24 protein-coding genes and 2 pseudogenes are annotated in these 24,314 nt (G+C 71.3%); 10 read left to right on the top strand and 16 right to left on the bottom strand.

Annotated features, from left to right (window positions below):
• Nucleotides 1–133: 133 nt before the first annotated feature.
• Nucleotides 134–529, bottom strand: coding sequence for a peptidase inhibitor family I36 protein (locus tag ACZ7OU_RS07995; protein WP_470240436.1), 396 nt, complete (start codon nt 527–529; stop codon nt 134–136).
• 278 nt (nt 530–807) lie between these two features.
• Here ACZ7OU_RS07995 and ACZ7OU_RS07990 point away from each other — a divergent pair.
• The 4 genes and pseudogenes from ACZ7OU_RS07990 to ACZ7OU_RS07975 all read left to right on the top strand — a co-directional run.
• A pseudogene (locus tag ACZ7OU_RS07990) lies at nt 808–1,079 on the top strand (IS110 family transposase); the annotation flags it as partial.
• Nucleotides 1,080–1,168: 89 nt separating this feature from the next.
• On the top strand, nt 1,169–2,803 hold the full coding sequence (locus tag ACZ7OU_RS07985) for an ABC transporter ATP-binding protein (RefSeq protein WP_470254598.1): 1,635 nt from the start codon (nt 1,169–1,171) through the stop codon (nt 2,801–2,803).
• Complete coding sequence (locus ACZ7OU_RS07980) at nt 2,800–4,545, top strand: ABC transporter ATP-binding protein (protein WP_470240434.1); 1,746 nt, start codon at nt 2,800–2,802, stop codon at nt 4,543–4,545. Before ACZ7OU_RS07985 ends, ACZ7OU_RS07980 begins: the two co-directional genes overlap by 4 nt.
• Nucleotides 4,546–4,611: 66 nt before the next feature.
• Entirely contained in the window at nt 4,612–5,037 is a 426-nt protein-coding gene (locus tag ACZ7OU_RS07975) for a TIGR03618 family F420-dependent PPOX class oxidoreductase (RefSeq protein ID WP_470240433.1), read from the top strand.
• A gap of 31 nt (nt 5,038–5,068) precedes the next feature.
• Here ACZ7OU_RS07975 and ACZ7OU_RS07970 read toward each other — a convergent pair whose 3' ends face one another.
• Nucleotides 5,069–6,628: a GMC family oxidoreductase gene (locus tag ACZ7OU_RS07970; RefSeq protein WP_470254597.1), complete on the bottom strand. Its 1,560-nt coding sequence runs from the start codon at nt 6,626–6,628 to the stop codon at nt 5,069–5,071.
• A 160-nt stretch (nt 6,629–6,788) separates the two neighbouring features.
• Here ACZ7OU_RS07970 and purS point away from each other — a divergent pair, with 160 nt between their 5' ends.
• The gene (gene purS / locus ACZ7OU_RS07965; RefSeq protein WP_364610540.1) at nt 6,789–7,028 is read left to right on the top strand and encodes a phosphoribosylformylglycinamidine synthase subunit PurS; all 240 of its coding nucleotides are present in this window, start codon (nt 6,789–6,791) and stop codon (nt 7,026–7,028) included.
• The gene (purQ, locus tag ACZ7OU_RS07960; protein WP_470240431.1) at nt 7,025–7,702 is read left to right on the top strand and encodes a phosphoribosylformylglycinamidine synthase subunit PurQ; all 678 of its coding nucleotides are present in this window, start codon (nt 7,025–7,027) and stop codon (nt 7,700–7,702) included. Before purS ends, purQ begins: the two co-directional genes overlap by 4 nt.
• A 412-nt stretch (nt 7,703–8,114) precedes the next feature.
• Here purQ and ACZ7OU_RS07955 read toward each other — a convergent pair whose 3' ends face one another.
• The gene (locus tag ACZ7OU_RS07955; RefSeq protein WP_470240430.1) at nt 8,115–9,611 is read right to left on the bottom strand and encodes an aldehyde dehydrogenase family protein; all 1,497 of its coding nucleotides are present in this window, start codon (nt 9,609–9,611) and stop codon (nt 8,115–8,117) included.
• Between the two features lie 34 nt (nt 9,612–9,645).
• Complete coding sequence (locus ACZ7OU_RS07950) at nt 9,646–10,785, bottom strand: MFS transporter (protein WP_470254596.1); 1,140 nt, start codon at nt 10,783–10,785, stop codon at nt 9,646–9,648.
• A gap of 61 nt (nt 10,786–10,846) precedes the next feature.
• Here ACZ7OU_RS07950 and ACZ7OU_RS07945 point away from each other — a divergent pair, with 61 nt between their 5' ends.
• The 3 genes from ACZ7OU_RS07945 to ACZ7OU_RS07935 are packed head-to-tail and all read left to right on the top strand — an operon-like array spanning nt 10,847 to nt 13,219.
• Nucleotides 10,847–11,779: an ArsR/SmtB family transcription factor gene (locus ACZ7OU_RS07945; RefSeq protein ID WP_470254595.1), complete on the top strand. Its 933-nt coding sequence runs from the start codon at nt 10,847–10,849 to the stop codon at nt 11,777–11,779.
• Nucleotides 11,780–11,782: 3 nt separating this feature from the next.
• A complete protein-coding gene (locus ACZ7OU_RS07940; protein ID WP_470254594.1) occupies nt 11,783–12,550 on the top strand; it encodes a tyrosine-protein phosphatase in 768 nt (255 codons plus the stop codon).
• Nucleotides 12,551–12,583: 33 nt separating this feature from the next.
• Nucleotides 12,584–13,219, top strand: a complete 636-nt coding sequence (locus ACZ7OU_RS07935) for an MBL fold metallo-hydrolase (RefSeq protein WP_470254593.1) — start codon at nt 12,584–12,586, stop codon at nt 13,217–13,219.
• Here ACZ7OU_RS07935 and ACZ7OU_RS07930 read toward each other — a convergent pair.
• From ACZ7OU_RS07930 to ACZ7OU_RS07920, 3 genes are all read right to left on the bottom strand, one after another.
• A complete protein-coding gene (locus ACZ7OU_RS07930; RefSeq protein WP_470254592.1) occupies nt 13,216–13,911 on the bottom strand; it encodes a DUF2334 domain-containing protein in 696 nt (231 codons plus the stop codon). The genes ACZ7OU_RS07935 and ACZ7OU_RS07930 overlap by 4 nt on opposite strands.
• Nucleotides 13,912–13,985: 74 nt before the next feature.
• A complete protein-coding gene (locus ACZ7OU_RS07925) occupies nt 13,986–14,450 on the bottom strand; it encodes an NADPH-dependent FMN reductase (protein ID WP_470254591.1) in 465 nt (154 codons plus the stop codon).
• Nucleotides 14,371–15,375 carry a phosphoribosylaminoimidazolesuccinocarboxamide synthase gene (locus ACZ7OU_RS07920; protein WP_470254590.1) on the bottom strand — a complete coding sequence of 335 codons (1,005 nt, stop codon included), beginning with the start codon at nt 15,373–15,375 and terminating at the stop codon, nt 14,371–14,373. The genes ACZ7OU_RS07925 and ACZ7OU_RS07920 overlap by 80 nt, the downstream gene beginning before the upstream one ends.
• 47 nt (nt 15,376–15,422) lie before the next feature.
• Between ACZ7OU_RS07920 and ACZ7OU_RS07915 the strand changes: the two genes are divergently transcribed.
• Nucleotides 15,423–16,229, top strand: a complete 807-nt coding sequence (locus ACZ7OU_RS07915; protein WP_470240811.1) for an SAM hydrolase/SAM-dependent halogenase family protein — start codon at nt 15,423–15,425, stop codon at nt 16,227–16,229.
• Here the strand turns inward: ACZ7OU_RS07915 and ACZ7OU_RS07910 are convergent.
• From ACZ7OU_RS07910 to dgoD, 9 genes and pseudogenes are all read right to left on the bottom strand, one after another.
• The gene (locus tag ACZ7OU_RS07910; RefSeq protein WP_470240422.1) at nt 16,112–16,993 is read right to left on the bottom strand and encodes an MOSC domain-containing protein; all 882 of its coding nucleotides are present in this window, start codon (nt 16,991–16,993) and stop codon (nt 16,112–16,114) included. The genes ACZ7OU_RS07915 and ACZ7OU_RS07910 overlap by 118 nt on opposite strands.
• A 43-nt stretch (nt 16,994–17,036) precedes the next feature.
• Complete coding sequence (locus tag ACZ7OU_RS07905) at nt 17,037–17,777, bottom strand: amino acid ABC transporter ATP-binding protein (protein ID WP_470240810.1); 741 nt, start codon at nt 17,775–17,777, stop codon at nt 17,037–17,039.
• Nucleotides 17,774–18,541, bottom strand: coding sequence for an amino acid ABC transporter permease (locus ACZ7OU_RS07900; RefSeq protein WP_470254589.1), 768 nt, complete (start codon nt 18,539–18,541; stop codon nt 17,774–17,776). Before ACZ7OU_RS07900 ends, ACZ7OU_RS07905 begins: the two co-directional genes overlap by 4 nt.
• A 6-nt stretch (nt 18,542–18,547) precedes the next feature.
• Nucleotides 18,548–19,327: an ABC transporter substrate-binding protein gene (locus tag ACZ7OU_RS07895; protein WP_470254588.1), complete on the bottom strand. Its 780-nt coding sequence runs from the start codon at nt 19,325–19,327 to the stop codon at nt 18,548–18,550.
• Nucleotides 19,328–19,334: 7 nt separating this feature from the next.
• A pseudogene (locus ACZ7OU_RS07890) lies at nt 19,335–19,763 on the bottom strand (substrate-binding periplasmic protein); the annotation flags it as partial.
• Between the two features lie 213 nt (nt 19,764–19,976).
• Entirely contained in the window at nt 19,977–20,795 is an 819-nt protein-coding gene (locus tag ACZ7OU_RS07885) for an ABC transporter substrate-binding protein (RefSeq protein WP_470254587.1), read from the bottom strand.
• 102 nt (nt 20,796–20,897) lie between these two features.
• Nucleotides 20,898–22,325 (bottom strand): adenylosuccinate lyase, encoded by a 1,428-nt coding sequence (purB, locus tag ACZ7OU_RS07880; protein ID WP_470254586.1) that lies wholly within the window; start codon nt 22,323–22,325, stop codon nt 20,898–20,900.
• Nucleotides 22,322–23,164, bottom strand: a complete 843-nt coding sequence (locus ACZ7OU_RS07875; protein WP_470254585.1) for a DUF4380 domain-containing protein — start codon at nt 23,162–23,164, stop codon at nt 22,322–22,324. Before ACZ7OU_RS07875 ends, purB begins: the two co-directional genes overlap by 4 nt.
• The gene (dgoD, locus tag ACZ7OU_RS07870) at nt 23,158–24,303 is read right to left on the bottom strand and encodes a galactonate dehydratase (protein ID WP_470254584.1); all 1,146 of its coding nucleotides are present in this window, start codon (nt 24,301–24,303) and stop codon (nt 23,158–23,160) included. The genes ACZ7OU_RS07875 and dgoD overlap by 7 nt, the downstream gene beginning before the upstream one ends.
• Nucleotides 24,304–24,314: the final 11 nt, after the last annotated feature.

Raw genomic sequence — 24,314 nt, 5'->3', positions numbered from 1 at the left:
GTCCGCGTTCAACCAGGCCGACGACTACAGCTACCGCACGGCAGCGTCGTTCACCGACCTGGCCACCGCCACCCAGTCGGGCACCCTCGCCTGGGGGCGTCGAACCGTGATCCCCGCGGATCCGGCGGGCCGCCTAGTTGCGGACGAAGGTGTGCGAGGTGTCCCGGTTGTTGATGTTGAGCTGCTGCCCGACGGTCAGGGTGAAGTGGCTGTCGGCGAAGTAGAGGAAGATGGTGTGTCCGGTCGTGTTGTTCTTCACCGACAAGGCGTTGTTCCGGATGCACTGACCCTTGCCGAGGCCGGGGCCCTTGAATTCGTAGCAGGTCGGCTGAGTGCTCCCGTAGTCGCTGATCGAGCCGTTGAAGTCGGACACCGAGCCGGTCAGGCCGTTCCCCCAGTACAGGCAGAACTCGCCCAGGTCACAGACACCGTTGCGGGGTGCCGCGACCGCTGACGCGGTGCCGGTCAACGCCATCACCGTGGCGACGGCTCCGCCGACGGCCAACGACGTCCGGGCGACGTTCTTCATGGTTCCCACGTGAATTTCTCTTTCCTGTGGTTCGGGCCTCGTCGACGGCGCCCGCGGTCCGGGCACCCGCACGGTCACGCTCCACGCCGGCGGGCCGTTGAGGCGGAACCGGCCGGTTCACCCGATCGGATGCTTCACCGCGGGAACCGGACCCGGCGGTCTCGCCGTGACGTTGTTGAGGCCGGCCGCCATTTACGCTGCACCGGGTACTAGTCCCCCACGACGCCGACGACCGCGCCCACCGGGGACGTGACACCCCGCCAACCCACCACAACACCGGCCGCGCGCCGCCCAGCTCCGGCACCAGCATCAAGGGCGAGCACCCCGCTCGGACCGGCGACCGCCAGCTCAAACGCGCGTTCTTCCTGGCCGCGTTCGCCGCGTTGTCCGACCGACCAGCAGTGCCTACTACGACAGGAAGAGGGCCGAGGGGAAGAAGCGCAACGCCGCCCTCATCTGTCTGGCCCGCCGACGCTGCGACGTCCTCTACGCGATGCTGCGCAACGGCACCCACTACCGCCACCCCGAACCCGCTCCCGCTGCGGCTTGACAACCACATAGGGACCCCCGCGGGCCGGAGCGTGGGGGCGCCGGAAAATCGGTCGCCTTACGCTGGTCGGCGGCTTACCGTCGGGAATCGTGCTTTCCGCCACGTATCCCTTTCCGCCGCTGCGGCTGCCCGCGCGGCCGAGCGCGAGCCGCTTCCTGCTCGCCGTGTTCCGGGCCCGGCTCGGCACGGTGCTGGGCGCCGCCGCGCTCGGTGTCGTCTGGGCGCTGCCCGGTGCGCTGGTGCCGCTGGTGATCGGCCAGGGCATCGGCGCCGTCAGCGCGCACGACGGTGCCGCCGTCTGGCGCTGGGCGCTGGCCGCCGCCCTGCTCGGGGTGGTGCAGACGCTCACCGGGACCTGGCTCCACTTCCTCAACTACGGCCTGTGGCTGCACGGCGCGGGCTCGACGCAGCGCGCCGTGTCCGCGCACACCACGCGCGTCGGCGCCGGCCTGCGCGAGAAGACGACCACCGGCAACCTCGTCGCGATCTCCACGACCGACATCAACCACATCGGCAACACCGTCGAGATGACCGGCCGGGCGTTCGGCTCGCTGCTCGCGTTCGTCGTGGTCGCCGTGTGGCTGATCTCGACGTCTCCGCTGCTCGGCGTGGTCGCGCTGGTCGGCGTGCCGGTCGCGGTGCTGGGCATCGGGCCGCTGCTGGCGCCGCTGCAGAAGCGCAAGGCGAAGCAACGCGAGAAGCGTGGCGACGTCAACGCGCTCGGCGCGGACATCGTGTCCGGCCTGCGGATCCTGCGCGGCATCGGCGGCGAGCGGCGGTTCTTCAGCCGCTTCCGCGAGACGAGCCAGCGGGTGCGGCTGGCCGGCATCGACGTCGGCCGGGCCGAGGCGTGGCTGGCCGCGGCGGAGATCGCGATGCCCGGCCTGGTCACCGTGGTGATCACCTGGCTGGGCGCGCGGCTGGCCGTGGCCGGGGAGATCGGCATCGGGCAGCTCGTGGCGTTCTACGGCGTCTCGGCGTTCCTCGTCTGGCCGGTCACCGCCGCGACCGAGGCGGTCGGCGCGATCACGTCCGGCCTGGTCGCCTCGCGAAAGGTCGTGGCGCTGCTGGCGATCAGCCCGAAGCTGGCCGACCCGGAGACGCCGGTCCGGCTGCCCGCGGGACCGCTGGAGCTGGTCGACACCGAGTCCGGCGTGCGGGTCGCGGCCGGGCGGCTGACGGTCGTCGACTTCGGCGCCGACGGCGAAGCGGTGGCCGACCGGCTGGCGCGGTTCGCCGACCCGGCCGAGGGTGAAGAGGTGCTGGTCGGCGGCGTCCGGGCGGACCGCGTCGCGCTCGCGGAGCTGCGGCGGCGGGTCGTCTACGCGCACAACCAGGACATCTGGTTCTCGGGCGTGCTGCGCGAGCAGCTGGCGCCGGCGCGGCCGAGTGGCGTCGGGATCACCGAAGCGCTGTACGCGGCCGACGCCGACGACATCGTCGAGGCGCTGCCCGACGGCGTCGACGAGGTGATCGGCGAGCGCGGGCGCGAGGTGTCCGGCGGCCAGCGGCAGCGGCTGAACCTGGCCCGCGCACTGGCGGTCGACGCCGACGTGCTGGTGCTGGACGAGCCGACGTCCGCGGTCGACGCGCACACGGAGGCACGCATCACCGAGCGCGTCGCGGCCCTGCGCCGCGGCAAGACGACGGTGGTGTTCAGTCAAAGTCCACTGTGGACACATGTGGCCGACGAGGTCTTCACGGCAAAGGTGGTGACGGTGTGAAGCGGCTCCCCACGGCGTCCCGGCGGGACGTCCGGCGCTGGGCGATGAGCACGGCGGTGAACCACAAGCGCGAGTTCGGCCTGCTGCTGGGCTCGCTGGCCGTGGCGACGCTGATCGGGCTGGCCGGGCCGCAGCTGCTCGGCACGCTGGTCGACGACGTCGCGGCCGGCGCGACGACGGCCGGCGTCGACCTGCTGGCGGCGGTGTTCGTCGGGATCCTGATCCTGCAGGCGGTGGCGCGGAAGATCGCGCGGATGCGCGGCGCGGTGTTCGGCGAGCTGGTGCTGGCCGAGACGCGCGAGGAGTTCGTCGGGACGGCGCTGCGGCTGCCGCTCGGCACGGTCGAGGCGGCCGGCACCGGCGACCTGCTCAGCCGCGCCACCACCGACCTCGGCCGGATCGACCACGCGGCGCGGTTCGCGGCGCCGGAGATCCTGATCGCGGCGGTGACCGTGGTGTTCACGGTCGTCGCGATGGTCGTGACGTCGCCGCTGCTCTCGCTGGGCCTGCTGATCGCGGTTCCGCTGCTGGTGAGCGTCAACGTCTGGTACCAGCGGCGGATCCCGTCACTGATGCAGTGGATGCTCGACCGGTGGGCGGACCTGACCACCAGCGTCCACGAGACGGCGGAGGGCGCGCGCACGGTCGAGGCGCTCGGGCTGACCGAGCGGCGCGTCGACGCGGCGCACGGCGCGCTGGACCAGAGCATCCTCGGCGAGCGGCGGATGCGGGCGCTGCAGCTGCGGTGGCTGCCGTCGCTGGAGATCAGCTACGTGCTGCCGCTGGCGGTGATGCTGCCGCTCGGACTGCTCGCGTACACGCGCGGCTGGGCCGGGCTCGGCGAGATCACCACGATGCTGCTGTACGTGCAGGCGATGTCGGCCCCGCTGAACGAAGCGCTGTTCTGGCTGGAGGACCTGCAGGTCGCGGCGGCCGCGGCGCGCCGGATCCTGGGCATCCACTCGGTGTCCCGCGAGGAGTCGCCGAAGGTGACGGAGGTGCCGCGCGGACGCGACATCGACGTGCACGACGTCCGGTTCGCCTACACGGCCGACCGCGAGGTGCTGCACGGCATCGACCTGCGTGTCCCGCGCGGCGAGCGGCTGGCGATCGTCGGGCCGTCCGGCGCGGGCAAGTCGACGCTCGGCCGGCTGCTGGCGGGCATCGCGGCGCCGTCGTCGGGCTCGGTCCGGATCGGCGGCCAGGACGTCTCGTCGCTGGCCGACGACGTCCTGCGCGGCGAGGTCCTGCTGCTGACCCAGGAGCACCACGTGTTCTCGGGGACGCTGCGGCAGAACCTGGCGCTGCCGGCCCGCCGGGCGGGTGGCGACTGGACGGACGACGAGCTGCTGGCGGCCCTGGCCTCGGCGGGCGCGTCGGACTGGGTCGCGACGCTGCCGTCCGGGCTCGACACGAAGCTGGGCTCGGGCGAGCACCCGGTGCCGGCGGCGATCGCGCAGCAGCTGGCGCTGGCCCGCGTGGTCCTGGCGGACCCGCACACGCTGGTGCTGGACGAGGCGACGTCGCTGCTGGACACGGGTTCGGCGCGCGACCTGGAACGCTCGCTCACCAGCGTGCTTTCCGGGCGCACGGTGATCGCGATCGCCCACCGCCTGCACACGGCGGCGGCGGCCGACCGGGTGGCGGTGGTCGAGGGCGGCCGGATCACGGAGCTGGGCTCGCACTCGGCGCTGCTGGCGGCCGGCGGTTCGTACGCGCGTCTGGTGGCGGCGGCTTCGTAGTCCGGAATGTCCGGAGTTCGCGACGTGTTGCTCCCCGGGTAGGAGATCTTCTACCCGGGGAGTGCCATGTCTTTCGTCATGACCGCAGCCGAGCGCGAGGCGTTTCTGAGCGGGGTGCACGTGGGGGTGCTGGCGGTGGAGCGCGCCGGCCGGGCACCACTGGCGGTCCCGGTTTGGTACGACTATTCGCCGGGCGGCGAGCTGCTGATCTGGATGGAACGCGACACGGTCAAGGACAGGTCGATCCGGGCGGCTGGGCGGTTGAGCTTGGCGGTGCAGGACGAGAACCCGCCGTACAAGTACGTGACGGCGGAGGGCCCGGTGGTGGCGAACGACGAGCCCCCGACGCGCGAGCAGGCGCTGCGGATCGCGGGGCGGTACTTGGCCGCTGACCAGGCGGAGGCTTACGTCGAGTCGGCGTTGGGTGAGCGGTCGGTGCTGGTGCGGGTCCGGCCGGAGAAGTGGCTTTCGAACGATCAGAGCAAGAGCTGACCTGTGGACAACTCACGTCCGCGGCCCGCCCTCACCGCCCCCGAATGAGGTCCGCCGCCTTCTCCGCCACCATGATCGTCGGCGCGTTCGTGTTCCCGCGCGGCACCACCGGCATCACCGAAGCATCGACCACCCGCAGCCCGTCGACCCCCTGCACCTTCAGCTGCGGGTCGACCACCGACCCGATCGAACACGTCCCGACCGGGTGATAAAGCGTCTGCGTGTTCTCCCGAATGTGCTCCGCCAGCTCGGAGTCGCTCAAATCGTGCCGCGCAGGCAGGAACGGCTTGTCCAGGAACCGCTTCAACGGGCCGGAGCGGCCGATTTCGATCAGCGCCCGCAGTCCGGCGACCATCTTGTCCATGTCCGACGACTCCGCGTAGTACGCCGGGTCGATTTCCGGTTTCCACGACGGGTTCGACGACTTCAGCCGCAGCCGGCCGCGGCTCGCGACGTCCACCAGTGTCGCCGCCGATGTGAAGCCGGGGACCGTCGGCTCGCGCATTCCGTTGTCGTAGAACAACGTCGGCGCGACGTGGATCTGCATGTCCGGCGCCGGCAGTCCTTCGGTGGTCGGGAAGAACGCGCCCGCCTCGCCGATGTTCGACGTCAGCGGCCCGCGCTTCGTCAGCTGGTAGCGGACGAGCCCGCGCGGCGTGGCCGCGTCGACCAGGTCGGTCGTGCCCCGCGTCGACCAGATGATCCCGCACGCCGGGTGGTCATGGAGGTTCTCGCCGACGCCCGGCAGCGCCGCGACGACGTCGATGCCGTGCTCGCGCAGGTGCTCGGCCGGGCCGACGCCGGAAACCATCAGCAGCTGCGGCGAGTTCACCGCGCCGCCACTCAAGATGACCTCGGTCGACGCGCGCGCGGTGGTCTCGACGCCGTTGTCCAAATAGGACACGCCGATCGCGCGCGTGCCCTCGAAGACGACGCGGGTCGCGGGTGCGCACGTCTTCACGGTGAGGTTCGGCCGCTCCAAAGCGGGCCGCAGGTACGCGTCGGCGGTGGACCAGCGGCGGCCCTTCTTACAGGTCACCTGGTAGACGCCGGCGCCTTCCTGGCTCTCGCCGTTGAAGTCGTCGGTGCGCTTGAGGCCCCACGCGACGGCCGAGTCGACCCACGCGCTCGACAGCTCGTGGGTGAACCGGCGGTCCTCGACGTTCAGCGGGCCGTCGGTGCCGTGCAGCGGACCGTCGAGCCGCTGGTTGCCCTCGGCGCGCTTGAAGTACGGGAGGACGTCGTCCCAGCCCCAGCCTTCGGCGCCGTGGGAATCGCGCCAGCCGTCGTAGTCGGCGCGGTTGCCGCGGATGTAGATCATCGCGTTGATCGACGAGCAGCCGCCGAGCACCTTGCCGCGCGGCCAGTACGCGGGCTTGCCGGTGTGCTTCTGCTCGACCGTCTCGTAGTTCCAGTCCCACTTGGTCTTGAACAGGTTGGGGAACGCGGCGGGAATGTGGATTTCGTCCGCCGTGTCCTCCGCGCCCGCTTCGAGCAGCAAGACCTGGGCCGACGGATCTTCGGTGAGCCGGTTCGCCAGCACGCACCCGGCGCTCCCGGCGCCGACGATCACGTAGTCGTAGGAGTCCACGGTGCCTCCACAGCTGTTGGCGCGATGTCAACGACTCATCATGGCGCAGCGGCGCGCCGTCGGCCAGTCTAGTTTTCCCGGCGGCCCCCGCAGCCCGCCGAACTGGGTGAACTATGCTCGCGGGGTACCCACGACCTGCGTGAATAAGGAGCAGCCTGCCGTGGCCCGAGTTGTCGTCGACGTCATGCCGAAGCCCGAAATCCTCGACCCGCAGGGACAGGCCGCGCTCGGCGCCGCCGGCCGTCTCGGCTTCACCGGGATCAAGGAGATCCGCCAGGGCAAGCACTTCGAGATCGAGGTCGACGACACGGTCGACGACGCGACGCTCGAGAAGATCGCCGAGGGCTTCCTCGCGAACCCGGTCATCGAGCAGTGGACGATCACCCGGGTCGGCGCGTGAGCGCGCGCATCGGCGTCATCACGTTCCCGGGCACGCTCGACGACGGTGACGCGGCCCGCGCGGTCCGCTACGCCGACGCGGAGGCGGTGCCCCTGTGGCACGCGGACGAGAACCTCCACGACGTCGACGCGGTGGTCGTGCCGGGCGGTTTCTCGTACGGCGACTACCTGCGCGCGGGCGTGATCGCCCGGTTCGCGCCGGTGATGACGCCGGTGATCGAGGCGGCGCGCGCGGGCATGCCGGTGCTCGGCATCTGCAACGGGTTCCAGATCCTGTGCGAGGCGGGGCTGCTGCCCGGCGCGATGATCCGCAACCAGGGCCTGCACTTCATCTGCCGCGACCAGTGGCTGCGGGTGGAGAACACCGAGACGGCGTGGACGTCGCGGTACGAGGCCGGCGCCGAGATCCTCATCCCGATGAAGAACATCGACGGGTGCTACGTGGCCGAGCAGTCCACTTTGGATTCTCTCGAAGCCGAGGGCCGGGTTGTTTTCCGTTACGTCGGCGGGAACCCGAACGGGTCGCGCAACGACATCGCGGGGATCCGGAGCGAGAACGGCCGGGTGGTCGGCCTGATGCCGCACCCGGAGCACGCGATCGACGCGCTGACCGGGCCGTCGGACGACGGGCTCGGCATGTTCTACAGCGCGGTGGACGCGCTGATCAAGGCTTGAGTGGGAGGTCCGGTTCGCCGGACCTCCCACTGGTCAGGTCGGCCTGGCGACGAGCTGTTCGGCCACGCCGTCGCGATGTGCGTGCACGGGGAGGCTGCACCGGACGCCGCCCGTCAGGCAGATCTGCATCTTGATGCGGTCGAAGCCGCCGACCAGATCGGGTGTGCTGAGTGCGAAGTTGAAGGACTTCTATTCGAAGGTGGCGGTGCTCCTCGTCGTGCTGGCGACTTCGGTGCCGGTCCGGGTGGCACCGGCGCACACGCCTCGCGCGAGGAGATCGTTGAGGCCGAAGCGGCAGTTCACCTGTTCGGCCGATGGGGAGGGCGGCCCTCGGCCCCCGGTATCCAGTTTACCGGCGGGCACTGACAGTTCCGGGGCTGCGGACGCGACTTGTCCACAGCCCCGCAACGCCTCAGCGCTTGCCGTGCAGAATCGTCACCAGCTTGGCCACCATCGCGTCCGTCGAAGGCTTGCGGCTGAACGATGTCAGCGTCAACGGGGCCGTGAAACGCTGACGTGCGATCGCCTTCGTGCGGGCGAACTCGCGTAGGCCCTCCGGGCCGTGGATGCGGCCGAAGCCCGAGTCGCCCACGCCGCCGAATGGCAGGGATGCGATGCCCGCGAACGACAGCGGTGCGTTGATCGATGTCATTCCCGTGCGCAGCTTCTCCGCCAGCTCCACGCCGCGGGACTTCGAAAACACCGTCGATCCCAGGCCGTACTTCGTGTTGTTCGCCTTCTCGACCGCTTCGTCCATGTCGCGGACCTTCGCGATCGTCACCGTCGGGCCGAACGTCTCCTCCGTCACCGCTTCGGAGTCCTCCGGGACGTCGATCAGGACCGTCGGCTGCGCGTACCGGTCGCCGACCGCTTCCTCCCCGCCCAGTACTGCTTTGCCGCCGCGAGCCAGTGCGTCCTGGATGTGCCTCTTGATCACGCCCAGCTGGGATGGCATCGTCACCGGGCCGTACTGCGCCGCCTCGTCCGAGCCCGCGCGGACGTCCTTCGACTTCTCGACGACCTTTGCGACGAACTCGTCGTGGACCTTCTCGTGGACGTACACCCGCTCGACGCCGATGCAGGTCTGGCCCGAGTTCGAGAACGCGCCCCAGACCGTCGCGTCGGCGGCCGCGTCCAGGTCGGCGTCCGCGTCGACCAGGACCGGGTCCTTGCCACCCGCCTCGATGACCACCGGGGTCAGCGTCTCGGCCGCCGCGGCCATGATCCGCTTGCCCGTCGCCGTCGAGCCGGTGAACGCGATCTTGTTCACGCCCGCGCCGACCAGCGCCGCGCCCGTCTCGCCGAAGCCCGTGATCAGCTGCAGCACCGGCTGCTCCGGCACGATCTCGGCGAACGCGTCGACCAGCCACTTCCCGACGCCCGGCGTGAACTCGCTGGGCTTGAACACCACCGCGTTGCCGGCCGCGAGCGCGTACGCGATCGAGCCGAGCGGCGTGAACACCGGGTAGTTCCACGGGCCGATCACGCCGACCACGCCCAGCGGCTGGTACTCGACGGTCGCCGCCTGGTTCGACATCAGCAGCCCGGCCGAGCGCTTCTGCTTGCCGAGGATCTTCTTCGCGTGCTTGCCCGCCCACGCGATGTGCTCGATGGCCAGGACGCTCTCGAGCTGCGCGTCCGCGATCGGCTTGCCGGTCTCGTCGCGGACCACCTGGCACAGCTGCGGGAGCCGGCGCGTCAGCACGCCCTTCCAGCCGCGGAGCCGCTCGGCGCGCCCGGCGAAGCCCAGGTCCTCCCACCACTTCGCCGCCACACGCGCTCGCGCGACGGCCGCCTGGACGTCCTCGGCGTCGTGCACGGGGTAGGTTCCGACCACCTCGTCGGTCGCCGGGCTCAGCGAGTCGAAAGTCTCGCCGACCGACGTCGGCTTCGGCTGGACGGCAGTCATCGGCGTCTCCCTGGAGGTCGCGGGTCAGCCCAGGTTACGACGTTACTGACATCGTGCCAATAGCTCTCGCGGGCTTCGCCACCAGCATTGCACCCGCGATCGCCGCGGCAAAGACACCGAACAACGGTGCGAGCCACAACGGCAGCACGCCGACGGCCAGCGAACCCAGCCCGAAGCCGGCCGCTTGCACCGTGAAGCTCAGCGAGAACCCCGCCGACCTGCGGTTCTTCGGCAGCACGCGCTGCAGGTTGACCGACGTCGTGGCCACCAGCGGTCCCGTGCACGCGCCGATCACCGCCACCGACCCGAGCAGCCCGGCCCAGCCGAGGTCGGCGGCGAGCGCGAGCCCACCGGCGACGAAGCCGGCGAGGAACAGCCGCGGGTCGCCGGTCTTGCCGCGCCACGCGTAGAGCGCGCTGCCCGCGATACTCGCCCCGCTCAGCACCGCGATCACGACCGGCGCGGCCGTCTCGGGCGCGCCGAGGCGCTGGACCAGCGGGAGCGGCGCGACCTCGATCGTCGACAGCAGCAGCCCGACCGTGAACGCGCAGCACAGCCACGGCAGGTAGGTGACGAGCCGCGCGGGCGGGACGTCGGCGCCGGATTCCACCCGTTCGCGCTCACCCGCGCGTCGGGGGACGAGCGCGGCGGCGACCACGCAGGCGACGGCCATCGCGGCGACCGGGACGAACGTGCCGGCCAGGTCGAGCAGTGCGACCAGCGCCGGACCGCCGATGAGCACACCTTCCAGGATCATCGCGTCGACGGAGATCGCGCGCGGGAGCAGGTCGTCGTCGACGGTGTCCGCGAGCAGCGTCCGGAAGCCGCCGGACAGCGCGCCGCCCGCAATGCCGGGCAGCAGGACGACGGCGACCAGGACCGGCGCGGGTGCGTCGGCGGCCAGCGCGACGGCGGCGAACCCGGCCGCGGTCAGGAGCAGCAGCGCCGGCAGGCCGCGCGCCGGGCCGACGCGGTCGAGCAGCCGCCCGACCGGGACCGCGCAGAGCATCTCGGCGGCGACGTAGACCGACATCAGCACGCCGCCGAGCCGGTAGGAACCGGTCGTCGCGGTGGTCAGCAGGGTGAACGCGAGCGGCGCCATGGTCGCCGGCAGCCGGGCGAACTGGACGCCCGCCGACCAGCGCCAGTAGGCGCGATGGGTGAACAACGACATGCTCATACGCTCGTCCGTGGCTCTCTCAGGGCACACTGATTCGGGTGAGGGCGAATCACCGATGATCGAGCTGGTCCTGACGGCAGCCGGCGCGCAACGCGTCCGCTTCGCGATCTCGCCGTTGGAGGAGGTGCTGGGCGCTGTCCAGACGCTGCTCGGCGTCCGGCGGCACCCGGCGCACCTGCCGTGGCTCTCCGACGCTCCCGACGTGCCCGAGCTGGCCGCGGTCCTGGGCGCGCGGCACTACATCACCGAGTTCCTGAGCCCGCCGCCCGACGGTCCGGAGACGACGGCGGAGGCGCAGCTGCGAGCGGTCCGGGCGACGCCGCCGCACCAGGTGGCGCTGGAGCTGGGGATGGTCGACGCCGACCTCAGCGCGTTGCCCGCCGACCCGGCCGCCGCGCGCGACCTGCTGGCCGACCAGCTCGAGACGGTGTGGAACGCGCTGCTCGCGCCGGAGTGGCCGCGTCTGCGCGAACTGCTGGCAGCGGACATCGCCTACCGGACGCGGCAGCTGGGGTCCGGCGGGATCGCGTCGATGCTGGCCGGCCTGCACCCGCGCGTGCGGCTGTCGGACACGTCGGTCCTGGTCGACCTCCGGGCTCGCGAGCGGCTGGAGATCGACGCGCGCGGGCTGCTGCTGATCCCGGCGGTGTTCGCGTGGCCGAACGTCGGGGTGGTGACGGTGCCGCCGTGGCAGATCTCGCTGCTCTACCCGGCCCGCGGGGTGGCTTCGCTGTGGACGTCGTCCGCGGCGCCGCCGGAGCCCCTGGTCGAGGTCCTCGGCCGGACGCGGGCGCTGCTGCTGGCCACCCTCGACCGCCCGGCGGCGACGACCGAGCTGGCCCGGCGGCACGCCTTGGCGCCGGCGACGGTTTCGGCGCACCTGACGGCGTTGCGCGGAGCGGGGTTGCTGGCGTCGGAACGCCGTGGTCACCGGGTGCTGTACCGGCGGACCGAGCTGGGCGACGCGCTGCTCACCGGCAGACTGTGACGCATGAGCAGAGCAGTGACCTGGGAGGGCTTCCACAACACCAGGGACCTCGGCGGCCTGCCGATCGCCGCGGGCGGCACGACCCGCCGCGGTGCCTTCTTCAGGGCGGCGGACCTGCGGTTCGTGACCGGCGCCGGGTGGGCCCAGGCGCGGGAGGCCGGTGTCCGGACCGTCATCGACCTGCGCAACGCCGACGAGATCCGGCCGGCCGACGGTTTGACGGCGCTGGCGGGTTCGGCTCAGTTCGCCGTCGCGGACGACGTGACGACGCCGTCGGACATCGACCGCGTGGAGGTTCCCCTCGACGACATCGGCGACCTCGAGTTCTGGCGGCACGTCAACGGTGCCCGGCTGAACGGCACCCCGCTCTACTACCGCGTCTTCCTCGAACGGAAGGCCGAGCGCTGCGCCGCCGTCGTCGAAGCGATCGCGCGGTCCGCGCCCGGCGGCGTCCTGTTCCACTGCGGTGCCGGGCGGGACCGGACCGGTCTGGTCGCGCTCCTGCTGCTGGCGCTGGCCGGCGTCGGCCCCGACGCGATCGCCGCGGACTACGACCTGTCCGCCGAGGCCGTGAAAGCGCTGTTCGCCGAGATGGGCGCCGAGGACCAGGGGCCGCGCATCGAGGCTCTCCTCGCGGAGCGGGGCACGACGACCGCGGCCGCGATCCGGGACACGCTCGACGGGTTCGACGTCGAGCGGTACCTCCTCGACGCCGGGGTGAGCCCGGTCGACCTCGACGACATCCGGCGCCGGCTGACGAACCGGGGCTAGGCTGGAATCGACCACCTGCGAAGGAGAACATCGATGCGTATCGTCCATTTCGGACACGCCTGCCTGTTGCTGGAGACCGGCTCCGAGCGGATCCTGATCGACCCCGGCGCGTTCTCCACCGGGTTCGAGGGTGAGCGGGAGCTGTCCGCCGTGCTGGTCACGCACCAGCACTTCGACCACCTGGACATCGAGCGGCTGCCGAAGATCCTCGAAGCCAACCCGGATGCCAAGCTGATCGTCGACCCGGGCTCCGCGCCCGAGGTCGAGAAGCTGGGCGTCCAGTTCGACATCGCCAACGTGGGCGACGCGTTCGCGGTCGGGGACACCTCGATCAAGGCGGTCGGCGGCGAGCACGCCGTCATCCACGCGGACATCCCGGTGATCCCGAACATCGGCTACGTCTTCGACGACGGCGCGTTCTTCCACCCCGGCGACTCGTTCTTCGTGCCCGAGCAGAAGATCGACGTGCTGGGCCTCCCGACGGGCGCGCCGTGGCTCAAGGCCGGCGAAGCGGTCGACTACCTGCGGGCCGTGGCGCCGCGGGTCGCCGTGCCGATCCACGAGGCCGTGCTGGCCAACCCGGCCCTGCACTACGGCCTGTTCGGCAACCTCGCGCCGGAGGGCACCGAGGTCAAGGTGCTGGAACGGGCCGAGCCCGCGAAGTTCTAGGCCGCGACCGTGCGCAGCGAGCCGTAAGTGGCTCCGAACGCCCGGTTCTCCAGCGCCACGTCGACGGCGTCGAGGAGGGCCTGGCGGAGGCCGGGGCGGGTGAGGTCCGTGGCGTCCACCCCCAGCCGGACCAGCCCGCCCCGGCGAGCCGCGCGGGCCGACGCCAGCACCAGTGCGAAGCAGCGCACCGTTTCCGTGCGCTGCGACTGGCTCGTGAACTCGCTCACGCGCGCCCGGCGTACCTCGCCCGTGACGAGGTCGCGGACCGCGCCGAGGTCCGCGCAGAGGCGGAACCCGTGCTCCGCCAACGCCTGCAGCGTCCCGGACGAGGCGATCCAGCGCGGCGGTGCGAAGCCGTCGACGGCCAGGCCGGTGCTGTCCAGTGCGGCCTTCGCGGCGATCAGCCGCAGCCGGGCCTCGTGGGCCGGCAGGGTCGCGAACTCGGCCTTCTTGCCCAGGTACACCGTGCGGTGCGTGGGCGTGACGGTGTGGTCGTACCCGTGCAGCAGCACGGAATCGCCGGTCCGGGCGCGCGTGCGCACCCACTCCGTCACCGGGCCGCCGCCCGTGCGGGCGGCGTACAGCACCGAGAGCGGGACTTTGCGGCGGTCGAGCTCGGCCGTGAGGTCGGCGCACCGGTGCAGCGTGCGCGGGGTGATTCCCGACAGCGAAACCAGCAAGCGAGCTTCCACGCCACCATTGGGACGTACGCGTCTAAAGTCGTCATGAACTGCGCAGGACGGGCGAGCGTCCGTTGCCGGAAGGGTCAGACGCCTTCACGCAGGCGCTGCACCGCCACGGCGATCCGCCCGCGCAGGTCGGGGTTGGCGACCTGCCCGTCGACGGCGTCCGCGCGCGACACCGGGATCCGCGCGCACGCCTCGTCGACGATCTTCGCGCCCGCGTACCCCAGGACCTTCCGCAGCGAGTCGTGCGCGTCGCGGCCACCCGTCGGCGCCGCCACCGACGACGCGTTGATCCACGCCACCGGCTTGCCGTAGATCTCGCCGCCGCCGACCGTCCAGTCCAGGAGGTTCTTGAGCGAGCCCGGCAGGCCGCCCGCGTACTCCGGCGTGCAGATCAGGATCGCGTCCGCCTCCTTGATCGCCGCCCGCAGCGCCGCGACCTCGGGGTGCAGCGGGTCGCGGTCGTCATCCGGGTTGAAGTGCGGCAGGTCGCCGAGACCGGTGTACGTCTTGCTCGCGGTGAGCGTCGCCACGGTCCCCAGCACCGCCGCATTGCCGGAGCCGGCCCGCAGGCTGCCGCAGATCAGCAGGATCACGCAGCCAGTCTGCCAGGGAACGCCCGGTGATGCGGCGGCATGCCTCGAGGTAGCGCTTGCGCGTGGCGGTCACCACCTCGGGCGGCAACGGCGGCAGCGCGGACACGCAGTCCCAGCCGGACGCCGGGTCGACCAGCCAGTCGCGCACGTGCTGCTTGTCGAACGACGGCCGCGGGCGGCCGGGGCGGTGGCCGTCAGCGAGCCAGTAGCGCGCCGAGTCCGGGGTCAGCAGCTCGTCCGCGAGCACGAGCTCGCCGTTCGGCCGGACACCGAACTCGAACTTCGTGTCGGCCAGCAGCAGGCCCTGCTCCGCGGCCCGGGCGGCACCACGGCGGTACAGCTCGAGCGACGCCTCGCGGACCCGTTCGGCGAGCGGGCGGCCGAGGACCGTCGCGAACGTCTCGAAGTCGAGGTGTTCGTCGATCTCGCCGGGACGTGCCTTGGTGGACGGCGTGAAGATCGGCTCCGGCAGCCGCGCGGACTCGGCCAGCCCGGGCGGCAGCGCGATCCCGCACACCGAACCGGACTTGCGGTACTCCGCGTACCCGCGGCCGGCGAGGTGGCCGCGGACGACGGCCTCCACCGGCAGCATCCGGAGCCGCTCGACCAGCAGCGCCCGGCCGCGGAAGGCCTCCGGGATGGCGGGCCCGTCGTGGGCGATCAGGTGGTTCGGGAGGACGTCGGCCAGCTCGCGGAACCAGAACACGCTCATCGCGGTGAGGACCCGGCCCTTGTCCGGGACGTCGGTGGGGAACACGCGCTCGAAGGCGGAAATGCGGTCGGAAGCGACGACCAGCAGCTGGTCGTCGCCCACGGCGTACAGGTCACGGACCTTGCCGGTGGCGACTCGCTCGGGGGTGGAGAGGGGTGTCACGCGCTGAACCCTAACGCGCACCCTCCGCCACCATGGATGATGCTGGCATGGCGTACGACTGGATCTCGGTGACGACCGACTACGGCCTGCGCGACGGCTTCGTGGCGGCCTGCCACGGCGTGATCGCGCGGCTGGCGCCCGCCGTGCGGGTACTCGACGTCACGCACGAGGTGCCGCCCCAGGACGTCCGGCACGGGGCGATGGCGCTGGCCCAGACGGTGCCGTTCCTGCCCGAGGCGGTGCACGTCGCCGTCGTCGACCCGGGCGTCGGCACGGCCCGGCTCGGCGTGGTCGTCGTCGCCGACGGCGGGCTGCTGGTCGGGCCGGACAACGGCCTCCTGCTGCCCGCCGCGCAGGCGCTGGGCGGGGTCCGGGCCGCGTACGAGCTGGCCGAGCCGTCATTGCGGCTGCCGGTGACGTCGGCGACGTTCCACGGCCGGGACGTCTTCGCGCCCGCGGCGGCCCACCTGGCTCTGGGCGTCCCGCCGGCCGACTTCGGCGCTCCCGTGACCGACCTGGTCGAGCTGCCGGAGCCGTTCGTGGCGGCGTTCCCGGGGAAGCTGGTGTCGGAGGTGCTGACGGTCGACCACTTCGGCAACGTCCAGCTCGCCGCGACCCCGGCCGACCTGGAGCTGTCGGGGCTGTCCGGCGCGGTTTCCGTGCACAGCGAGCGGATCGCGGTGCTCACCGAGGTCGGCCGCACCTTCGCCGACGTGCCCGCCGGCGCGAGCGTGCTCTACACCGACTCCGCGGGACGGCTCGCCGTCGCCGTCAACGGCGGTTCCGCCGCGGCCGTGCTGGGGCTCGGGCCCGCCCAGGAGTGCACGATCACCTCGTCGCCCACCGCGACCTGACCCGGGCGCAGCACCGCGGCCTTCATCCCGAAGATCACGCCGCCGTCCGGGTGCCGCCGGTAGCTCGCGAGCGTGCGGATCGGCTCGGGGCCCGCCTTCTTCCCCGTCTCCTGGTCGACCATCGGCACCGTGCAGCGCACGCATTGCTTGGCGTAGCCGAACTTCGCGGTGCCGACGGTCATCGCGCGGACTTCGTCCTCGGTGTGCGGCTCGGCCCAGCCGGACACGATCACGTTGGGCCGGAAGCGGTCCATCGGCACGGGCTCGCCGCCGCGTTCGAGGATGCGCGCGTTCAGGCCGTCCAAAGAGGACTCGCCGGCGACGAGCAGCGCGTGCCCGTCGGCGAACGCGGCCGTGCCGGGTGTCTCACCGCCCGTGACGCGCTCGTGGTCCGGCGCGACGCCGATCAGGACGGACGGCAGGCCGAGCAGGTCCGAGAACCACTCGGCGGCTTCGTCGCCCTGGTGGATGCCGGTGCCGTGCCAGGAGAACGTCGAGCCAGGGTGCCGCGGACCGTCGCGGCGGATGTCGAGGACGAGGTCTTCGACGCCCGGCGCGGCGAGTTCGAGCTTGCCGCCGTCGACGCGCGGCCGGACCGAGGCCAGGATCGGGTAGCGACGCTGGCTGCGGAAGTCCCCGTCGGGCGCGACGACCTGGAAGACGCGGTCGTGCGCCAGCCCGGCCGGCCCGACCTCGGCGACCGGCACCGAAGTACCGGCACACCCCTTGACCGGGTAGTACGTCAGCCGCGCGATCCTCGCCATGCCCGCAGGCTACCCGCGGGCACGGCGAAGAAGCGCGTCGTTTCTAGAGGACCTGTGACAGGAATCGCTGCAGGCGGGGGCTCTGCGGCTCGTCGAAGAGCTGCGCCGGCGGGCCCTGCTCCACGATCTTCCCCGCGTCCATGAACGCGACCTCGTCGGCGACGCTGCGCGCGAAGCCCATCTCGTGCGTCACGACGATCAGGGTCAGTCCCCGCGAGGCCAGGCCCGCCATGAGGTTCAGCACACCCTTGACCAGCTCGGGGTCGAGCGCGCTGGTGGCCTCGTCGAAGAGCATCACCTCGGGGTCCATCGCCAGCGCCCTGGCGATCGCGACGCGCTGCTGCTGACCGCCCGAGAGCGCGCTCGGCCGGTACGGCGCCTTGTCGGCCAGGCCGACGTCCGACAGCCGCGCGCGGGCGATCGCCGACGCCTCCTCCTTGCTGATCCCCTTCACGCTGCGCAGCGGCAGCACGATGTTGTCCAGCACGCTCCGGTGGCCGAAGAGGTTGAAGTGCTGGAACACCATGCCGACGCGCTGGCGCAGCGCGTCCGGGTCGGACCGGATCACGGACTCGCCGTCGAGCAGGAGGTCGCCGGAGTCCGGCTCCTGCAGGCGGTTCACGCACCGCAGGAGCGTCGACTTGCCGGAGCCGGACGGACCGATCACGCAGGTCGTCTTGCCGCTCTCGACCTTGAGGTCGACCCCGCGCAGGACTTCCAGCGTGCCGAAGCTGACGTGGATGTCGCGCAGCTCCACACTGGACGAGCGCACCGCCGTCGTCACCACGTGCTCACCCTCCCCCCGGGACCGATCTCCACCGGGTCACCCTCGTCCGGTTCGTCGGGGCGCACCTTGCGGCCGGTCCGGAGCTTCTTGTCGATGTAGTTCACCAGGTGCGTCAGCGGCACCGTGATCACCAGGAAGAACACCCCGGCGGCGACCAGCGGCGACAGGTTGCCGGTGTTCGCCGCGAGGTCCTGGCCGATCCGGAACAGCTCGCGCTGCCCGGCCAGCAGGCCGAGCACGTAGACGAGGCTGGAGTCCTTGACCAGCGCGATGAACTGGTTGACCAGTGCGGGCAGCACCCGCCGGACACCCTGCGGGATGATCACCAGCAGCATCGACTTCGTGTAGCTCATCCCGAGCGCGCGGCTGGCCTCCATCTGTCCTTTGTCGACACTCTGGATGCCGGACCGGAAGATCTCGCCGATGTAGGCCGCCGCGATCAGCGACAGCGCCAGGATGCCCATCGGGTAAGGGTTCGTGCCGACGACGTCCCGCGCGAGCGTGCCGAGCCCCTGGCCGATCAGGAGGATCGTCAGGATGGCCGGCAGCCCGCGGAAGATGTCGGTGTAGATCCGCGCGGGCCAGCGCAGCCACCGCTTGGTGGACAGGCCCATGACGGCGAGCAGCATGCCGAGCACGGTGCCGATCAGCGCCGACGACACCGACAGGACGAGCGTGTTGAGCAGGCCGGTCTTCAGCAGGTCGGGCAGGACCTGGGTGATGTAGTCCCAGTTCAGGAACGTGTTGACGAAATCGTCCATTGTGGACTACTGCCCCGCCTTGAACTCCGCCGGCACGGGCGCGGTGGGCTCGAACTGGTCGTGGACCTTGACCCAGGTGCCGTCCGCGATGACCTTCTTGAGGCCGTCGTTGATCTTGTTGATCAGGTCGGTGTTGCCCTTCTTGAACGCGAACCCGTGCGGGATCGTCGTGGTGATCGCCTTGGTCACCTTGAGCTTCGCGTCGGCGTTGTTCTTCGCGTAGTCCTCGGCCGTGGCCTGGTCGAACACCGCGCCGTCGATCGCGCCGGTCTTGAGGGCGTTGAGGGCGGCGGCGTCGTTCGGGAAGCGGACGGCCTGCGCGGTCGGCGCGTTCGTGCCGAGCCACGAATCCGAGACCGTGCCCTGGACGACGCCGACCCGCTTACCTGCCAGGGAGTTCTCGTCGGTGATGCCGGCGGTCTCCTTGGCCTCGATGCCGAGGGACTGGTAGTTGTACGGCGCGGAGAAGTCGACGGTCTTCTTGCGGGCGTCGGTCTGCGAGATCGCCGAGCTGCCGATGTCGAAGGTGCCGTTCGCGACCTGGCCGAGCAGGGCGGAGAACTCCGTCGCGGCGAACTCGAGCTTCAGGCCTTCCTTGGCCGCGATGGCCTTCAGCAGCTCGTTGTCGAACCCGGTGTAGTTGCCGTTCTCCTGGTAGGCGTTCGGCTTCGAGTCGCTCAGCGTCCCGACGCGCAGGGTCTTGTCGCCACCGCTGTCCGAACCACCGCACGCCGTGAGCGCGGCCAGCAAGATCGCGGTGAGCAACGTGACCAGTGTCTTCTTCATGCTTCTCCTAACCCTGGAACCCGGCCGGCACCGGAACGGTCGGCAGGAACTGCTGGTGCAGCTTAAGCCAGGTCCCGTCGGAGATCACCTGCTCGAGCCCGGTGTCGATCTTGCCGAGCAGCTCGGAGTTGCCCTTCTTCACCGCGAACCCGTGCGGCACGTCAGTGACGAAGCTCTTCACGACGACCAGCTTGGCGTCCGGGTTGTCGGTGACGTTCTTCTCCGCGATGCTCTGGTCGAGGACGTACGCGTCGACCGCGCCGCTCTTCAACGCGGTCAGCGCGGCGGCGTAGTCCGGGAAGCGCACGGCCTGCGCGGTGGGAACGGTGCCGCTCAGCCAGTGGTCGCCGACGGTCGCCTGGATGACGGCGACGCGCTTGCCCGCCAGGCCCTGCTCGTCGGTGACCGGCGTGCCCTGCTTGGCCTGGATGCTCACCTCGGTGACTCGCACGCTCTGGTCGGCCAAGGCACTCACGACTGCGAGGCCAAGGCTGCGAGGAGACCGGCTGAGCGCGGTTTCGCGACTGGTGCGCCTGGAGTCGCGCTCGTTGTCGAGATCAGTACGCCCGCCGGGGCTCGATGCGGGAAAGCGCCATCCGAGCCACGAACGTCGACGGCAGCCAGCGCGGTGACGATCAGCTTCCTCATGTCACGCACTCACGTTCTTCACGAGCAAGCCGGGGCCACCCTGCTGCAGCTCCTTCGACAGCGGCGTCGTCTTGTAGAACTGGCCGTAGATGCGGGCGACCGAGCCGTCCGCGATCGCCTTCGCGAGTCCGTCGTTGAGCTTCTTCAGCAGGTCGGGGTTGTTCTTCGCGACGGCGAACGCCGATGGCGTGTCCTTGTCCTCGACCGTGTAGCCGGGCTCCAGCGGGACCGCGGGGTTCTGGTCCAGGTACTTCTGGCCGATGTCCTGCGGCACGACCCAGCCGTCCAGCGTGCCGTTCTTCAGCTGCGCGAAACCCGCGTTGTAGTCGGGGAAGCGGACGACCTCCGCGCCGGCCGTCTTGCCCGCGAACTCGTCCTGCACCGACCCCTGGACGACGCCGAGGCGCTTGCCCGCGAACGCCGTCGGGGCCTTCAGGTTCGCGCCCTTCGCGGTCACGATCGTGGTGAAGCCGGTGTTGTAGCCGTTCGAGAACGCGACCGTCTTCTTGCGCGCCTCGGTGCTGGAGATCGTCGAGCTGCCGATGTCGAACTTGCCGGTCGCGACGCCGGCCAGCAGGCTGGAGAACTCCGTGCCGACGAACTCGACCTCGAAACCCTCACGGCTCGCGATGTCGCGCAGCAACTCGTTGTCGTAGCCGGTGAACCGGCCGTTCTCCAGGTAGATCGACGGCGGGGCGTCGCTCAGGGTCCCGACGCGCAGGGTGGTCGAACCCGCGTCGGAACCACCGCAGGCGGCGAGGGTCAGCGTCAGCGCGCCCGCGGTGAGGGCGGCGGCGATCTTGGACAGCGTGGATCTCATCGCTTCTTCCAGGGGAGATGTACGTTCTGGGGTCAGCGATCGAGATTAGGGATTTCGCCCGTTCGTGTGGATTCGTTCCACTCCGTGGACGGGTGCGTCAGCTCACAGGATCGGCTGGGGCGCGTAGCCCGCGGCCTCCGGGAAGCGCTCGAGCACCCGCGCGACGCGCTCGGCCACCTGCTCGACCTGACGGCCGGCCGTGCCGGTGAACGAAATCCGGTCGGCGAGGAGCTTGTCCAGCTCACCGCGGTCGAGCGGGATGCGCTCGTCGGCGGCGAAGCGATCGAGGAGGTCGTTCTCGGCGCGACCTTCCCGCATCTCCAGCGCGACGGCGACGGAGTGCTCCTTGATCGCTTCGTGGGCCGTCTCACGTCCGACGCCCGCGCGGACGGACGCCATGAGCACCTTCGTCGTGGTGAGGAACGGCAGGTAGCGATCGAGCTCACGCTCGATGACCGCCGGGAAGGCACCGAACTCGGCGAGGACCGTGAGGAAGGTCTCCAGCAGGCCGTCGAGCGCGAAGAACGCGTCCGGCAGCGCGACGCGGCGGACGACCGAGTCGGAGACGTCGCCCTCGTTCCACTGGTCGCCGGCCAGCTCGCCGATCATGGAGAGGTAGCCGCGCAGCACGACCGCGAGGCCGTTCACCCGCTCGCACGAGCGCGTGTTCATCTTGTGCGGCATGGCGGACGAGCCGACCTGGCCGGGCTTGAAGCCCTCGGTGACCAGCTCGTGGCCGGCCATCAGCCGGATGGTCTTGGCCAGGCTGGACGGCGCCGCCGCGAGCTGGACCACAGTGGACAGCACGTCGAAGTCGAGCGAGCGCGGGTAGACCTGGCCGACGCTGACGAACCGCTGGTTGAAGCCGAGGTGCTGCATGACGCGGTCCTCGAGCTCGTCCAAAGTGGACTCGTCACCGAGGAGGTCGAGCATGTCCTGCGCGGTGCCGACCGGGCCCTTGATGCCACGCAGCGGGTAACGCTCGATCAGGTTGTCGAGCCGCTCGAACGCGACGAGCAGCTCGTCGGCCGCCGTGGCGAAGCGCTTGCCGAGGGTGGTGGCCTGCGCGGCGACGTTGTGCGAGCGCCCGGCCATGACGGTGTCGGCATGCTCGACGGCGAGCACGGCCAGCCGGGCGAGCACGGCGGCGACGCGCGTGCGCACCAGCTCCAGCGAGCGGAGCAGCTGCAGCTGTTCGACGTTCTCGGTGAGGTCGCGCGAGGTCATGCCCTTGTGGACGTGCTCCTGCCCGGCGAGGTCGCTGAACTCCTCGATGCGCGCCTTGACGTCGTGACGGGTGACGCGCTCCCGGGCCGCGATCGACTCGAGGTCGACAGTACCGATGACGCGCTCGTAGTCTTCGACCACGCCATCGGGCACCTCGACGCCGAGGTCCTTCTGCGCCTTGAGGACGGCGAGCCACAGCTGCCGCTCCAGGACGACCTTCTGCTCCGGCGACCAGAGCGAGACCAGCTCCGCCGAGGCGTAGCGGGCGGCGAGCACGTTCGGAATGCGGGGCTTGTCCGTCACGCCCTCACGATACCTGTGCAGGTCAGGCTCATCGCAGCACCCGGGGCGAGCACGGTCAGCGGGCCGAGCACCTCCAGCTCGACGATCCGCGCGGGCGGATCCAGGTCACCCAGTTCCGCGAGCGGCGAAGGGAGCGGGTGCTCCAGCCAGATCTCCAGCGGTGAGCCCTGATCCGGGTACTCGCCCGCCGGGTCGACGTCGAAGGAGAGCGTCAACGCGCCGTAGGTCACCCAGCCCGCCGAACCCGGCACCCCCAGCTTGCCGACGACGTCCTGGGCGGGCACGACCAGCCGGTCACCGTCCACTGTGTACTCCGGCGTGCCCGTCCCGGCCACCAGCGCGACGACGTCCGGCCGGCTGAGCCCGGCGATGACCTCGCCACCCCCGGGGAGCTGGGTCACGTTCCACAGCGCCCAGCGCACCCGCCGCCCGGACACGTTCTCCGCGCGCAGGTCCAGCCGGTAGCCGCCGTCGAGGATCGTGACCGCGCGGGTGAACCGCAGCCCGGTGCGCGGGTCCGGGGCGCTGGTCATCGTCACCGTGTCGCCGTCGGCGGCCACGGCGTACGGCCCGGAGTCGAGGACCGGGTCCGGCGGGCCGGCCCATTCGTCCGGGCCGGACCAGCCCTGCGGCGCGGGCCACGTCTTGTCGCCGCCGTAGTTGACCCAGTCGCCCATTCGCCCGGAGTTCGGCGCGTACTCGCCGCGCAGGTCGTCGTCGAGCAGGTCGGCGTTGCGCCACAACAGTTCGACGCCGCGGTGGCGCACCGACAGCAGCCGGCCGCCGAGTTCCGGCACCAGACCGAGCCGCAGGTCGCCGCGGTCGAGCCAGATCACCATTCGGCGAGACCGCCGTCGTCGTGGCGCCACACCGGCGAGCGCCAGGTGTGCCCGACCTCGTCGGCGCGCCGGACCGCCGCTTCGTCGACCTCGATGCCGAGGCCGGGCCCGAGCGGGCGGGCCGCGTAGCCGTCCTGGAAGGCGAAGATCGACGGATCCGTAAGGTACGCGTGCTCGCGGCCCTCGTGGTAGTGCATGCCGACGCTCTGTTCCTGGATCAGGAAGTTCGGCGTCGCGAACGCGACCTGCAGAGAGGCGGCCAGTGAGATCGGCCCGAGCGGGCAGTGCGGCGCCAGCGACGCGCCGTAGACCTCGGCGAGCGCGCCGATCCGCCGCAGCTCGGAGATGCCGCCGGCGTGCGACGGGTCGGGCTGGAGCACCGCGACGCCCGCGTCGAGCACCGGCTTGAACTCCCAGCGCGAGTAGAGCCGCTCGCCGACCGCGACCGGCACGGTCGAGGCCTCGACGACCCGGCGCAGCGCGTCGCCCTGCGTCTCCGGCAGGACCGGTTCCTCGACGAACATCGGCTGGACGTCTTCGAGGAGCTTGACCAGCCGCCGCGCCATCGCGGGCGAGACGCGGCCGTGGAAGTCGATCGCCAGGTCGCGGTGGGGGCCGAGCACCTCCCGCGCTTCCCAGGCACGCGCCACCGCGGCGTCGGCCTCGGCGGGCGACGCGATCGCGGTCAGCGGCCCGGCGACGTTCATCTTCACGGCCGTGAACCCGGCCTCGACCTGCGCGGTCACCGCCTCGCGGATGCCGGACGGGCGGTCGCCGCCGACCCAGCTGTAGACCCGGACGCGGTCGCGGACCGGGCCGCCGAGCAGCTCGTGCACGGGCGTGTTGCGAGCCTTGCCGGCGATGTCCCACAGCGCGTGGTCGAAGCCGGCCAACGCGCTGGAAAGCACCGGCCCGCCGCGGTAGAAACCGCCGCGGCGCAGCACCTGCCAATGGTCCTCGATGCGCAGCGGGTCCTGGCCGATCACCAGCTCGGACAGCTCGTGCACGGCCGCGCGCACGGTCTCCGCGCGGCCCTCGACCACGGGCTCGCCCCAGCCGCTGATGCCCTCGTCCGTGCTGACCTTGAGGAAGAGCCAGCGCGGCGCGACCAGAAACGTTTCAACCCCGGTGATCTTCACCCGTGTCCCCC

Source organism: Amycolatopsis sp. NPDC114505, from assembly GCF_055633615.1.
This window is presented reverse-complemented; position numbering and strand designations above follow the sequence as displayed.